This window comes from Hymenobacter sp. 102 (assembly GCF_049949205.1).
Lineage (GTDB): Bacteria > Bacteroidota > Bacteroidia > Cytophagales > Hymenobacteraceae > Hymenobacter.
The window spans coordinates 2,203,569-2,217,899 of sequence record NZ_CP188172.1 but is presented as its reverse complement, the minus strand read 5'-3'; the positions used below and the strand labels follow the sequence as shown (position 1 = coordinate 2,217,899).

Below are 14,331 nucleotides of genomic sequence, written 5' to 3'. Positions count from 1 at the left end.
CAATCAGTGCTGCTAAACCCAGTTGAAACGGGTTTGCCGTCGAAAAATCGATGATTCTTATTTGAGCAGGGTACGGGCAATAACCAGCTTTTGAATCTCGCTGGTGCCTTCGCCGATGGTGCACAGTTTGGCGTCGCGATAATATTTCTCCGCCGGGTAATCTTTGGTATAGCCGTAGCCGCCAAAAATCTGCACGCCCTCATTGGCCACCCGCACCGATACTTCCGAAGCATAAAGCTTTGCCATGGCCGACTCCTTATTTACGTTCAGGCCCCGGTCCTTCATATCGGCGGCGCGGTAAGTGAGCAGCGAGGCAGCTTCAATTTCGGTGGCCATATCGGCCAGCTTGAAGCTGATGCCCTGGAAGCTGCTGATGGGCTGGTTGAACTGGTGACGCTCCTTGCTGTACTGCACGGCTGCCTCATAGGCCCCTTGGGCAATACCCAGGCTCAGGGCCGCAATGCTGATGCGGCCGCCATCCAGCACTTTCAACGACTGCACAAAACCGTCGCCTACTTTCCCGATGACGTTTTCCTTGGGTACGCGGCAGTCAGTAAAAATCAGTTCGGTAGTTTCGGAGGCACGCATGCCCAGTTTATTCTCTTTGCGGCCAGCCTCGAAGCCCGGGGTGCCGCGCTCCACAATAAATGCCGTCATGCCATGGGAGTCGCCTACCTCGCCGGTGCGGGCAATAACCACGGCCACGTTGCCGGTTTTGCCGTGCGTGATGAAGTTCTTGGCCCCGTTCAGCACGTAGTGGTCCCCGTCGAGAACGGCTACGGTGCGCATATTGCCAGCATCGGAGCCAGTATTGGGCTCCGTCAGGCCCCAGGCCCCGATCCACTCGCCGCTGGCCAGCTTGGGCAGATATTTTTGCTTCTGCTCCTCAGAGGCATGCTGCAGAATGTGGCCGGTGCAGAGTGAGTTGTGCGCCGCCATGCTCAAGCCAATGCTGCCATCCACTTTGGCCAGCTCGGCAATGGCCGTCACGTATTCCACGTAGCCGAAGCCTGCGCCGCCATATTCCTGGGGCACCAGTACGCCCATCAGGCCCAGCTCGCCGAGCTTGTGAAACACTTCTTTAGGAAATTCCTGCGTTTCGTCCCATTCCATCATGTGGGGTTTGATGTGCTGGGCGGCGAAGTCGCGGACCATCTGGGCAATCATTGTCTGGTTTTCAGTAGCTACCAGTTCCATAGGGGGTGGGGGTGGGAGGGTGAAAGGTCTGGCCGAAGGCATTGGGTGTAAAAAACACAGTCAGCCAAAAATTGGGTCCGCGAAAGTAGGGTTTTATAGCCGCCCAAGCCAGTGCAGGATTAAGGCCTTCACGGTCTGAATTTTGATGGGGACGGCTAATTCGGTTTCTTTGATGGTTTTTAGGCAAAAACTGCCTAACCCACGGTTGGTTATTGCCGTGACTTCCGCTTCATACCCCGAGCTACCTCGGTTTTCATGCAAAACATACTTCTTCGCCGTTTTCTGCATTTGTGGCTGTTGTGCCTGCCGTTGGCCGGAATACTGGGTTCCTGCGCCACAGCTCGCGTACACCAGCAAAACATTTTGTTCCGCACCGATGGCTCCGGCCGCATGGATACGGCCAAGCTGCGCGACGTAGTAAACCGGGCTGAGCGTAACTACATTATTCAACCCAACGATGCGTTGGACGTGCGGGTGTACACCAACAATGGTGAGCGAATTCTGGATCCTAATGGGGAACTAATGTTTGGTAGCCCTATCGGGCAGAATGGTGTTGGGGCAGGAGCTATAAACCGGCAGCAGCAGGGCGGCAACCGGCAGCAGCAGGGTAATCGGCAGCAGCAGCAGGGCCAGAATGGCAGCTACAACGAGTTTCTGGTGCAGCACGATGGCGTGGTGAAGCTGCCTATGGTAAACTACCAACGGTTGGCCGGCCTCACGCTGCTTCAGGCTGATAGCCTGTTGCAGCGCAAATACACCGAGTTTTACAAGGATGTATTCGTGACGACTCGGGTGTCGAACAACCGGATTATTGTGCTGGGGGCTACTTCAGGCGGCTCCGGTCAAGTTATCTACATGTATAATGATAACATGACCTTGCTGGAAGTACTGGCGCAGGCGGGCGGCATAGAAGGTGCCTTTGTAGGAACTAGTGGGTCGGGGCGCGCGGGCCGGGCCGATAACATTCGGCTAATTCGCGGCGACCTGAAAAATCCGCAGGTGCAGATAATTGACCTGACTACTATTGATGGGATGCGCCGGGCCAATCTGCAGGTGGAACCAAATGATATTGTGTATGTTGAGCCGATTCGACGGCCCTTCTACGAAGGTTTGCAGGATGCTGCCCCTTTGTTTTCGTTGATTGGCAGTATTGCTGCCGTAATCAGCACCATCTACTTTGTGAGCAACATAAAGTAGTCCGGGGTCCGGGTACATTCATTTCTTGCATTACCACAGTATACATGGCGGCAAACGAAGACGCTGAACTGGAAGAATTTATCCGCAGTGCGGGCGGCGCTGAAACCGAAGGCGAAGATGATGGCGGGGGATTAGACCTTACTACGCTGCTGGCGGTTGCCCGTAAAAGCCTGCCGTGGATGGTACTGCTGATTGCGCTGGGCGTAACGGCTGCATGGCTTTTTCTGCGCTACACTCCTTCCATATATAAGTCTACCTCTACCATTAAAATTGATGAAAAGACAGAAGCTGGCGTATTAGGCCTGGGGGCATTAGGTGATGCGGTTGAGCAGAAGCAAAGTCTGAATAAGCTGTCCGGCGAAATTGAGTTGATCAAGTCCGATATCATCTATCGGCGGCTGAAAGATTCGCTGGATCTGGGCGTTAATTATTACGTGCAGGGTACGGTGCTGGAAACAGAACTGTATGGTAATTCGCCCTTCCGAATTGCGTTTGAGCCTCTGGCCGATGCAGCCTATGACCAGAAAATCAGTGTGCAGTTCAGCAGTTCCACCCGCTTCCGACTATCATTGCCGGAGCAATTAGGTGGGGAAACAATGGAGCATACCGTTGGGATGCCCTTCACAGCGGCCGGCTTCCGGATGCAACTATTTTTAAACCAACCGCAGGAAATAAGTTTTCCGGAAGGCGAGTACTCGTTTACAATCAATAGCAACGGGGCGCTGAATGCGTATTTTAATAAAAATCTGCTGGTTGATATTGTGAATATGGATGCCAATACCATTGGTATTTCATTCACGGATGAAAATCCGGTTAAGGCGCGGGCAATTGTCAATAAGATAGACTCAGTGTATTTGGTGGAAAAACTGGTGCGCAAGCAGGAGCAGGCTGCCCGGGCCATGGATTACATCAATGAGCAACTGAACGAGAATAACCAGAAGCTGAGCCAGGCCGAGGAAAATATGCAGGCCTTCGTGAAGCGCAACGGCACTTACGATGTTAAGGGAGACGTTGGGATGATAACTTCGCTTCTTCAGCAACAGGAGCTAGAGCGGGAGAAGATTCAGGAGCAGATTGATATGCTCAACGACCTGTCGAAGCTGGTAGAGCAGGACCGGTTGACCAACCGGGCGGATGGGGACGTGCTACAGAGTCTGCCGGCCTTGGCCGAAGTAAAAGATGGGCAGTTAGTATCCCGGATTCAGGAGCTCAGTGATGCCCAGCTGGATCTGAAACGGGCCCTGCTCTCATATCAGCCGGGAGCTACCACGGCTATGCAAACCAAGGAGCAAACCATTGCTGACCTCAAAAAAATTGTTCGGCAATTGCTTCGTAAGAATCAGCAATTGGCCCAGAAACAACTGGCTAAGTTCGATGCGAAACGAGCTGAGCTGGAAGGCCGTCTGCGGCAATTGCCAGAAAAACAAACTGAACAGGCACGGCTCCAGCGGCCCTTGGAGCTGTATGAGAAGTATAACCTGACCATGATGGACAGCAAAATCCAGTATGGTATATCCATGGCCGGAGCTACTGCTGATTTCCAGATTCTGTCTCCGGCCAGCGTCGCGGAACGCATTTCGCCCGTGAAGCCGATGATTTATGCCATTGGGTTAGCCATAGGGATTGTGTTAGGGCTGGGGCTGATTGCGGTGCGTTACCTGATGCACAACACCGTAACCAACATCCGGGAACTGGAGCGCAACACTGGGGCCGCCGTACTGGGGGTTATCCCCACCTACGAGAAGGAAAAGATGGCCGTATCGAAGCTGGTGGTGGACCGCAACCCTAAATCTGCTATTTCGGAAGCTATCCGCTCCATCCGAACCAACCTGGAGTTCATGGCCAGTTCCAAGAAAAAACGGTTGATTTCGATTACATCTACCATCAGTGGGGAGGGTAAAACTTTCGTGACGGTAAACTTGGCTGGTATTATTGCCGCCTCTGATCAGCGCGTAATTGTGCTAGACCTGGATATGCGTAAACCCAAGGTAAACTTGGCGTTCGATGCAGAAAACGTGAAGGGCATCAGTACCATATTAATTGAGAAGCATAGCTGGCAGGAATGCATACAGCACACCAGCTTGCCTACGCTCGACTTCATTTCGGCTGGACCTACCCCACCCAACCCATCGGAATTGATCCTGAGTCCACGGTTTGATGAGCTGATTACGCAGTTACATGAGCACTACGATGTGGTAATGATTGATACGCCGCCCGTTGGGTTGGTAACGGACGGAATTCTGATTATGCGTAAGGCGGATGTGCCCATTTACATCGTGCGCGCCAACTACTCTAAGAAGTCTTTCCTGAAGAATATCAATAAGCTGATGCGGGTGAACGGCTTCACTAAGCTCACCACCATCCTGAATGACGCCAAAACGACCGGCAGCTATGGCTATGGTTATGGCTACGGTTATGGCTACGGTTACGGGCAAGGATACTATGAAGACACGCCGGCTCAGAAGGGACTAGCTGGCCGCCTGCGGAAACGGTTTTCTTAAGGTCTGGCCGCCGCGCGTATGTCTTTTTTGCACAAGTTGTTTGGGAGCCGGGAGGCCGCACCAGCGTCGGCACCGTCGCTAGCAGTGCTAGGGGTGGATATGCACTCCCACTTGCTGCCCGGCCTGGATGATGGGGCAGAAACGATGGAGCAGTCGGTAGAAATGCTGCGGGAGTTGTACGTCCTGGGCTACCGCAAGCTGATTATGACGCCCCACATCATGGGCGACTTTTACCGTAATACGCCAGAAGGTATTCGGGGGGCGTTGGCTGCGTTCAGGCAAGCAGCCAGCGCGGCGGGGCTGGGCGGTGTGGAGCTGGCCTGTGCCGCCGAGTATTATCTGGATGAAAGCTTCGGGCCCCGTCTGGAGCGGGAGGAGCTGCTGAGCTTCGGCGGGGAGCGGCGCATGGTGCTGGTGGAAACCTCATACATCAACGAGCCATTCAACCTGGCCGAAACGATTTTCAACCTGAAAGCCGCTGGCTACCAGCCTGTGTTGGCCCACCCGGAACGCTACACCTACCTCTACGGCCGGTTTGAGGAACTGCTCAGGATTCGGGATATGGGCGTACTGCTACAGGTAAATCTGAATTCGTTGATCGGCTATTACTCGGCCGGTGCCAAGCGCGTAGCCGAAAAGCTGGTGGATGCAGAGCTGGTGGACCTGTTGGGCACTGACGCGCACAACACCAAGCACCTGGAAAACATCCGGACTAAAGTGCTGACCAGCCCTTACCTGGTTAAAGCACTGGCTTTGCCGCTGCTCAACAACACGCTCTGATTTGCCGTTTACCAGCTCGTCACTTAGGATGCTATGATCTTCGTTACCGGCGGGAGTGGATTAGTGGGCAGTTTTTTACTTGAAGAACTGGTAGCCCGCGGCCTGCCGGTGCGGGCTTTGTATCGGCAGCAGATTCCGCAGATTGCGGCCACTGAGGCAGTAGAATGGGTACAGGGAGACATCCGGGACGCGCTGGGGCTGCGGCAGATGCTGACGGGGGTAACGCACGTGCTGCATTGCGCCGGGCTGGTTTCCTATGCCCCTCAGGATGAGGATGAGTTGCTGCGCGTCAACGTAGAAGGAACGGCCAACGTGGTGGATGCTTGTCTGGAACACCCTGGTATCCGGCTCGGTCTGGTTTCGTCGGTGGCGGCGTTGGGGGGAGGTGCGACGGCTCAGGCGCGCGAAGTGGCCCGGCCCGTGGTGCTGGATGAGCAGGCTAAGTGGGACCTGGGTGCTGAGCACAATGCCTACGCCACGTCCAAGTACCTGGGTGAACTGGAAGTGTGGCGGGGTATCAGCGAAGGGCTGCGGGCCGTCATCGTGAATCCATCCGTGATTCTGGGACCTGCCAACTGGCAGCAGAGCAGTACTCGCCTGTTTCGCTACGCTTACCAGGAGCACCGCTTCTACACGCCCGGTAACATCAGTCTGGTGGATGTGCGCGACGTGGTGGACGCGCTGCTGCACCTCACGCTGGATACCCCTATTAGTGGCGAGCGGTACGTGCTGAACGCGGGCAGTCTGCCGCTGCCCGATTTTCTGGCGCAGGCGGCGACCTGCTTCGGGAAGCGCCCGCCCTCGGTGGCCGTACCCGACTGGGCGGCCGAAGTCATCTGGCGGCTGGAGCACCTTCGGTCCGTGCTGACGGGCGTGCGACCCCTGATTACCAAGGACACTGCCCGCGCCGGCCGCAATCCGGTAGCATACCGCGCCGATAAAATCAGACAGGAATTGGGCCGCGAGTTCCGACCTTTGTCGGAAACAATCCGCTGGTGCTGCCAGGAGCTGCTTCGCAACGGAGTAGCGAAGTAACTGAGTACTAGTGCGAGTGGCGCTTGGAGTCGCTTGTTACGCGCCAAACGACTACTCCGCTACTCAATTACTTAGTTTCTCTACCCAAAGAACCCATCGGCGTCCGGTGCGGTTGTTGTATCTTAAGGGCAGGGCTGTTTTCTGCACTGGAATACGGCCGGCTTATTCACGGGTGCTGCCATTGTGGCGGCCCCGTGCCGATTGTTGCTGCATGAGAATGAACGAGAATTTTGATGACCGGGACGAAGTGCTGGCCACTGTACGCCGCTTTGAGCAGATGGTAGCCCACAACGAGCCTGTGTTTTTTGATTTGGCCGATTTTGAAAATATCATCGACCATTATACCTCTACCACCCAGTACGATAAAGCCCTGCAGGCCTGCGAGGCGGCTATTGCCCAGTATCCGTTCAGCACGGAACTGCTCATCGACCGTTCGCAGGTGCTGGCGATGAAGGGAGAGTACGCCGCCGCCAGCGTCCAGATTGAAAACGTGGCCCAGCTGGACCCCGATAACCCCGATGTGGCCGTGACCCGGGGCATCATTGCTACCCAGAAGGGGGAGTTTGCCGAGGCCGTAGCGTTTTTCCAGCAGGCCGCCGAGCGGGCCCAGGACCGGGACGACATTTTCTTCAACTTAGGGCTGGCCTACCAGAGCTGGCAGAAGTTCAAGAGTGCGGCCAAGTACTACAAGCAAAGCCTGCGCCTCAACCCCGACAATGACGTGGCCGTGCAGGAGTTGCTGTACTGCCTGGAAGTGAGTGAGCGGCTGGAAAAAAACCTGGACTTTTTCCGCCGCTTCACCGACGAGGACCCGTACTCGGCCATTGCCTGGTACAACCTGGGGCAGGCCTATTTTCGGGCCAATAAGCTCGATGATGCGGTAACAGCCTTCGAATATGCTATTCTGATTGATGCCAAGCTGTACGAAGCCCACGGGTACCTGGCCAGCACCTACGTGAACATGGAGCGGTACCGGGCGGCCATTGCCGAGTTTGAATTAAGCTACCCCGAGGGCCAACCAACAGCCGAGGCCCTGTGCAACATTGGGGAATGCCACGAGAAGATGGCCGAGTGGGACCTGGCCCGCCGCTTCTACCAGCGCTCCATCGACCTGGACCCCGAGATGGACGAGGCCTGGTTTGGCATTGGCATTGTGATGAACGCGCAGGAGAAGTACTTCGAGGCTATTCATTTCTTTCGCAAGGCTGTGAGCCTGTACCAGGAAAGCGTGGAGTACTGGCTGGCCTTGGCGGCAGCGGAGTATCAGATCGGCAACATCGTATCGGCGGTGGAAGCCTACGAGAAAGCCACCGAAACCGCCCCGGATAACAAGGACGCCTGGCTGAACTGGAGCATTCTGCTCTATGAGCAGGGCAACTTCGACGGAGCCATTGACCTGATGCGCAATGCGGTGGAGATTCAGCCGCTGGAGGCCGAACTGCACTACCGACTGTGCGCGTACCTGCTGGCAGCCGGGCGCTACCGGGAAGCCTACCAGTGCCTGGAAAATGCCTTGGTACTGGATTTCGACAAGCATCGGCTGCTGTTCGAGTTTTTCCCGGAGCTGGAGTCGCAGAAAGCCCTGGCCCGCCTGATTGATCAGTACCGGAAATAGAGTACTGTAAGAGTTACAGGGAATAGCAAAAGCCCCGCGGTGAACCAGCCAACTGGCTCACCGCGGGGCTTTTGCTTGCTGAGCGGCCGACTTACAGAATTCGGGCGTACTTTTACCGCCGTTGTTTTTCCGGGCGCGGCGACTGGCTAATGACCAGGTCCCTGCGTGCCCAAGTCCCCAAGACCCCAACTATGAACTACACGCTTAACCAACTTCCCGAACGGACACAGAAACCCCGTGAGCAAGGCTTCACCATGGTCATGGATAAAGGCCTGAGCGTGCGGGAAGTAGAGGATTTCCTGGAAGTAGGGGCCGAATACACCGACATTGTGAAGCTGGGCTGGGCCACATCTTACGTGAATCCCAACCTGAAGCGCAAGCTGGCCGTGTACAAAGAGGCCGGTATTCCGGTGTACTTCGGCGGAACGTTGTTTGAGGCCTTTATCATCCGCAACCAGTTCGACGACTACCGCCGGCTGCTACAGGAGTTTGGGATGGAATACGCCGAGGTATCGGACGGCTCCCTGGACCTGAACCACGACAAAAAGCTGGAGTTCATCCGCACTTTGTCGCAGGATGTGAAGGTGCTGAGCGAAGTGGGCTCGAAGGACGCGGAAAAGATTATTCCGCCCTACAAGTGGATTTCGCAGATGAAAACCGAGCTGGAAGCCGGGGCCGTGAAGGTAATTGGCGAGGCTCGGGAAGCCGGCAACGTGGGTCTGTTCCGCAGCACCGGCGAGGTACGCTCAGGACTGGTAGAGGAAATTCTGACCCAGATTCCGTTCGAGAAAATTATCTGGGAAGCTCCCCAGAAAGCACAGCAGGTGTGGTTTATCAAGCTGCTGGGCTCCAACGTGAACCTGGGCAACATTGCGCCCAACGAAATCATCAGCCTGGAAACCATCCGGCTGGGCCTGCGCGGCGACACGTTCCTGGACTTCCTGGACCTGGAAAACGTGGATGAAATGTTCAAGCCCGAGCCCAAAGCTCAGGGCAAGCCCGGCACCTCCATGCCCCGTGGCTAGGCAGGCACTAACCTGAACAGGCGAAATCAAGTACAAGAAAAGGCCGGACCGCTCAGCAGTCCGGCCTTTTCTTGTACCCAATCACCCGCACCATGAACTGTTTTACCTCCACCTCTGCCTGGGCCGGGCTGGCGCTCCTGGCAGCCTGCGGCGGCCCCTCGAAAGAGGAAAAAGCCGAAGCCGCCGCCACTACACCCGCCGATACAGTAGCCACGGCCGCCAACCCGGTGAGCCTGCCCGAGCCCTACGCCACCAAATCCGTCACCAAGCGCAGCAAAGTCATTGGCTGGCCGGCCGGCAAAATGCCCACCGCGCCGGCTGGCTTCGTGGTAACCAAGTACGCCGATGGCCTCATCAGCCCCCGCAACGCCTACGTACTGCCCAACGGCGACGTGCTGGTTGCCGAGGCCAACACCGTACCCACCGACGTGAAGGAGAAGGTAGCGGCACAACTGGAGCTGGACCCGTCCAAGTCGTTGCGGGCCAGCAGCGCCAACCGCATTACCCTGCTCCGTGACACTAATAAAGACGGGAAGCCGGACACCCGCACCACTTTCCTGAGTGGGCTGAACCAACCGTTTGGGATGGTATTGATTGACGGGAATTTCTACGTGGCCAACACCGATGGCGTGTGGCGTTACCCGTACAAAGCGGGCGAAACCAAGATCAGCGCGGCTGGCCAGAAAATTATGACGCTGCCGGCCGGGGGCTACAACAACCACTGGACGCGCAACCTGCTGGCCGGTCCCGATGGCAAGAAAATCTACGTATCGGTGGGCTCCGCTTCCAACGTGGCTGAGCACGGCATGAAGGAAGAAGAACGCCGGGCCAACGTGCTCGAAATAAACCCCGACGGTAGCGGGGAACGGGTGTACGCCGCTGGTCTGCGCAATCCCGTGGGCCTGGACTGGGCTCCGGGCACTCAAACGCTGTGGTCGGCGGTGAACGAGCGGGATGAGCTGGGCGACGAACTGGTGCCCGATTACCTGACCAGCGTGCAGCCCGGTAAGTTCTACGGCTGGCCCTACGCCTACTTCGGCCAGAAGGAGGACCCGCGCCGCAAAGGCGAGCGGCCCGATCTGGTGAAGCAAAGTGTGGTGCCCGAAGTGGCACTGGGCCCGCATACGGCCTCGTTGGGCCTGGCGTTCTACAAAGCCGATAAGTTTCCGGAGAAATACCGCAACGGGGCGTTTATTGGCCAGCACGGCTCCTGGAACCGCTCCAAGTTCTCGGGCTATAAGGTGGTGTTTGTGCCGTTCAGCAACGGGAAGCCCAGCGGCCCCATGGAGGATTTCCTGACCGGCTTTATTGCCAATGAAAACGACAAGGAGGTGTACGGCCGCCCGGTGGGCGTTACCGCCTTGCCCGATGGCTCGTTGCTGGTAGCCGATGACGCCGCCGATACCCTGTGGCGCGTGGCGGCGCAGTAAGTTTTCAAGTACCGAAATCAGGCAAGCCGGCCTGCCTCCGCTGCGGCGGTTGGTGGGTCGGTTTGCGGCGTTTAGGCGCGGGAGCATAGCGTTGGTGCAATAATCCGAATGGCTGAATTGTAGCCCTACATCTTTGGGTACTTCATTCTCCAGCCACTTCTTATTTCGTTACTCCAATGACTATGTTCCGTACGCTGCTGCTGGCCGGTGCCCTCGCCTTCACTTCCCTGAGCACGCAGGCGCAGAAAACCAAAATCAAGACGAAAACGGCTGACAAGCCGGCTACGGCTGCGGCGGCCAACTCCCTGCTGTGGGAAGTTTCGGGTAAAGGCCTGGCCCAGCCGTCCTACATCTACGGCACTATTCACCTCATCTGCCCCCAGGATTTGCAGGTAACGGAACCCATGAAGCGGGCGTTCGGGAGCAGCAAGCAGGTGGTGATGGAACTGGATATGGACAGCCCCACCATGATGCAGGAAATGCAGGCCGGCATGATGATGACTGACGGCCAGACCCTGGAAAAGCTGCTGCCCGCCGCCGACTACACCCGCGTGGGCGACTACCTCAAAGCCAAAGCCGGTATTCCGATTGCGCAGCTGGGCATGCTGAAACCGTTCATTGTCACCTCCATTATGTACCCGGCTTTGCTGGGCTGCACCCCGGCCAGCTACGAAACCACCTTTGTGAAACTGGCCCAGGAGCAGCACAAGGAAGTAACCGGCCTGGAAAGCGTGCAGGAGCAAATGGGCTTCTTCGACAAGATTCCGTACGCGGTGCAGAGCAAGATGCTGGCCGATATGGTAACCAAGGAAGCCGAAGCCAAGCAGGAGTTTCAGCAGCTGCTCACGCTCTACAAAGCCCAGAATATTGAGGAGCTGCGCACTGTAAGCAGCAAGAGCAGCTTCGGGTTTCAGGAGTATGAGCAACTGCTGCTGGACGGCCGCAACCAGCAGTGGATTGCCCGCATTGAGAAGCAGGCCGCCGCGCAGCCCACGTTTTTCGCGGTTGGGGCGGCCCACCTGGGCGGTACCCAAGGCGTGCTGAATCTGCTGCGCCAGCAGGGCTACAGCGTAAAGCCGGTGCTACAGTAAGCGTCTGGTCTTTCAACTTTCAACGGCCTCCCGGCCGCGTAGCGTGTGCTGCGCCGTCGGGAGGCCGTATGTTTACGCTCCATGAACAAGCTGCTTGCTTCCCTGCGTACCTGGGTCAGCTACGCGCTGCCCCTGGCCCGGCGCGTACCCTCGCGCCACAGCCCCGGGCTGGTGGTGCGGGAACACCAGGGCCGCAAGGTGCTCGATACCCAATACGCCAACTACAGCTACGGCCCGCTGCACCAGGTACTGCGCTACGCCCTTCTGCACGTACCGGCCGGCCCGCCCGATGCGCCGGTGCTGGTGCTGGGCATGGGGGGTGGGGGAGTTGTTAAGCTGCTACGGCAGGAGCGGGGCCACACGGGCCCAATCACCGCCGTAGAGCTGGACCCCGCCGTTGTGGAGGTAGCCGCCTCGGAGTTCAGCATCCGGCCCGATGCTACTTTGCAGATTGTGTGCGCCGATGCCTTTACCTGGCTGCCCACGGCTCCCCTGGTGGCCTACGAGTTGATTGTAGTAGACCTGTTTCTGGATTTGCTGCTGCCCCCGCAACTCGCGGAGCCGGGCTTCTGGCAGCATATCCGGCGGGTGCTGCGGCCCGGTGGCACGGTGGTGCTCAACACACTGCAGCAGGCCCCGCTCTTCATTGACGGGCAATTTGCCACGGAGTATCTGGAAAAGCTGGGGCTGCAGGTGAAGGAGTTGGAAGTGGAGTATAACCTAGTGCTTATTGCGCGGGGCTGAAGCCTGGCCGGGGCCGCACCTGACCAGCGCCCGTGACGCGGGCAACGGATAAACCCCTTTCTTTGCAGCCTCATTACTGCCCTTATGGAAATCCTGAAGCACTTGCTTGATTTTGTTCTCCACCTTGATAAGCACCTGGCGGAAATTATCCAGAATTATGGTACCTGGACGTACGCCATTCTGTTCCTCATCATCTTCGTGGAAACCGGCGTGGTGGTGCTGCCCTTCCTGCCCGGCGACTCCCTGCTGTTTGCCGCTGGTGCCCTGGCCGCCAACCCCGCTAATGGCCTCAGCGTGTGGATTGTCATTGGGCTGCTGATTCTGGCCGCCGTGCTGGGCGATACGCTTAACTACCACATCGGCGACTTTCTGGGGCCGCGGGTATTCCGGGAGAATTCCCGCTGGCTGAAGCGGGAGCATCTGAACCGCACGCAGGATTTCTATCATAAGCACGGGGCCAAAACCATCATCATTGCCCGCTTTATCCCCATCATCCGCACGTTTGCGCCTTTTGTGGCGGGTATCGGCACCATGAGCTACTCCAAGTTCTTATCCTACAACCTGATTGGCGCGGTGCTGTGGGTAGTGCTGCTCACGGGAGCAGGCTACTTCCTGGGTAGCTTCGAGTGGATTCAGAAAAACTTCGGGCTGCTCACCATTCTGATTATTCTAATTTCGGTATTGCCCGCGGTATGGGAGTTCTTCAAGGCCCGGCAGGAAGGCAAACGCCCGGTAGCGTAACCAGAAACCGTTGGATTTACCCCAGAAACCGTCCGGGCTGCTTTGGCCGGGGCGGTTTTTTTTGTTGCTTACCCGCTGAACCCCAGCTCCTCCGTTATGCCGGAATTCGGACTCCTCGGCCGCTCCCTCAAGCACTCTTTCTCGCAGACGTATTTCACCCAGAAGTTTCATAACCTGGGGCTGGATGACCACCGCTACGAGCTGTTTGAGCTGGCTACCATCCATGAGCTGCCGGCGTTGCTGGCGGCCCACCCGGGGTTGCAGGGGCTCAACGTTACTATTCCGTATAAGGAGCAGGTCTGGCCCTTTCTGGATGAGGTAGCGCCCACGGCCGCGCGGGTAGGAGCCGTCAACGTCATCGAGTTTCAGCCCGATGGCCGGCTGGTGGGGCACAATACCGACTACATCGGGTTTCGGGAGTCGCTGCGCACGTTTCTGCCCAAAGGCAACCTGGCGGAGCTTCGGGCGCTGGTGCTGGGCAGCGGTGGGGCCTCCAAGGCGGTGGAAGTGGCGCTGAAGGACCTGGGCATCGGCTACTGGGTGGTGTCGCGCAACCCCTTGGGGGCCGGCCTGACTTACGAAGAGCTGACGCCACGGCTGCTGCAGGAGCATCAGCTCATCATCAACACAACGCCGCTGGGTACGTTTCCTGCTACTGAGGAATGTCCGCCCATTCCGTACGAGGCTCTCACCAGCCACCACTACCTCTACGACCTGGTGTACAACCCCCGCGAAACCGAATTCATGCGCCGCGGCCACGCCCGGGGGGCACACGCCAAAAACGGCTTTGAAATGCTCTGCCTCCAGGCCGAAGCCGCCTGGGAAATCTGGAATAGGTGAAGGTCGTGTCATTGCGAGGCGGAGCCGCAGCAATTCGTCCTTTTCAGAGCGCAAACCTCAGATAAGCACAAAGCCCCTAACGTCCGTGCTGGCGTCAGGGGCTTTTGAATAGGTCAGAGTTCTGTGCCCTAAAAA

General features: G+C 57.4%; 12 protein-coding genes. 11 read left to right on the top strand and 1 reads right to left on the bottom strand.

The genetic code is table 11. The annotated features are described in order from the left end of the window. Positions 1–57 precede the first annotated feature (57 nt). Entirely contained in the window at positions 58–1,197 is a 1,140-nt protein-coding gene (locus ACN19L_RS09600; RefSeq protein WP_426493262.1) for an acyl-CoA dehydrogenase, read from the bottom strand. Positions 1,198–1,452: 255 nt separating this feature from the next. Between ACN19L_RS09600 and ACN19L_RS09595 the strand changes: the two genes are divergently transcribed. From ACN19L_RS09595 to ACN19L_RS09545, 11 genes are all read left to right on the top strand, one after another. Continuing rightward, positions 1,453–2,394, top strand: a complete 942-nt coding sequence (locus ACN19L_RS09595; RefSeq protein ID WP_426493261.1) for a polysaccharide biosynthesis/export family protein — start codon at positions 1,453–1,455, stop codon at positions 2,392–2,394. 44 nt (positions 2,395–2,438) lie between these two features. After that, positions 2,439–4,895, top strand: coding sequence for a GumC family protein (locus ACN19L_RS09590; protein WP_426493260.1), 2,457 nt, complete (start codon positions 2,439–2,441; stop codon positions 4,893–4,895). Between the two features lie 99 nt (positions 4,896–4,994). After that, on the top strand, positions 4,995–5,675 hold the full coding sequence (locus ACN19L_RS09585) for a tyrosine-protein phosphatase (protein WP_426493259.1): 681 nt from the start codon (positions 4,995–4,997) through the stop codon (positions 5,673–5,675). Between the two features lie 33 nt (positions 5,676–5,708). Further along, entirely contained in the window at positions 5,709–6,710 is a 1,002-nt protein-coding gene (locus ACN19L_RS09580) for an NAD-dependent epimerase/dehydratase family protein (RefSeq protein WP_426493258.1), read from the top strand. Between the two features lie 217 nt (positions 6,711–6,927). Beyond that, positions 6,928–8,325, top strand: a complete 1,398-nt coding sequence (locus ACN19L_RS09575; protein ID WP_426493257.1) for a tetratricopeptide repeat protein — start codon at positions 6,928–6,930, stop codon at positions 8,323–8,325. Positions 8,326–8,516: 191 nt separating this feature from the next. Further along, positions 8,517–9,350, top strand: a complete 834-nt coding sequence (locus tag ACN19L_RS09570; protein ID WP_426493256.1) for a phosphosulfolactate synthase — start codon at positions 8,517–8,519, stop codon at positions 9,348–9,350. A gap of 92 nt (positions 9,351–9,442) precedes the next feature. Beyond that, entirely contained in the window at positions 9,443–10,780 is a 1,338-nt protein-coding gene (locus tag ACN19L_RS09565; RefSeq protein ID WP_426493255.1) for a PQQ-dependent sugar dehydrogenase, read from the top strand. 176 nt (positions 10,781–10,956) lie between these two features. Then, on the top strand, positions 10,957–11,871 hold the full coding sequence (locus tag ACN19L_RS09560) for a TraB/GumN family protein (RefSeq protein ID WP_426493254.1): 915 nt from the start codon (positions 10,957–10,959) through the stop codon (positions 11,869–11,871). 81 nt (positions 11,872–11,952) lie between these two features. Then, a complete protein-coding gene (locus tag ACN19L_RS09555) occupies positions 11,953–12,615 on the top strand; it encodes a fused MFS/spermidine synthase (RefSeq protein WP_426493253.1) in 663 nt (220 codons plus the stop codon). A gap of 84 nt (positions 12,616–12,699) precedes the next feature. Further along, complete coding sequence (locus ACN19L_RS09550; protein WP_426493252.1) at positions 12,700–13,356, top strand: DedA family protein; 657 nt, start codon at positions 12,700–12,702, stop codon at positions 13,354–13,356. A 96-nt stretch (positions 13,357–13,452) separates the two neighbouring features. Beyond that, positions 13,453–14,196, top strand: coding sequence for a shikimate dehydrogenase family protein (locus ACN19L_RS09545; RefSeq protein ID WP_426493251.1), 744 nt, complete (start codon positions 13,453–13,455; stop codon positions 14,194–14,196). Positions 14,197–14,331 lie beyond the last annotated feature (135 nt).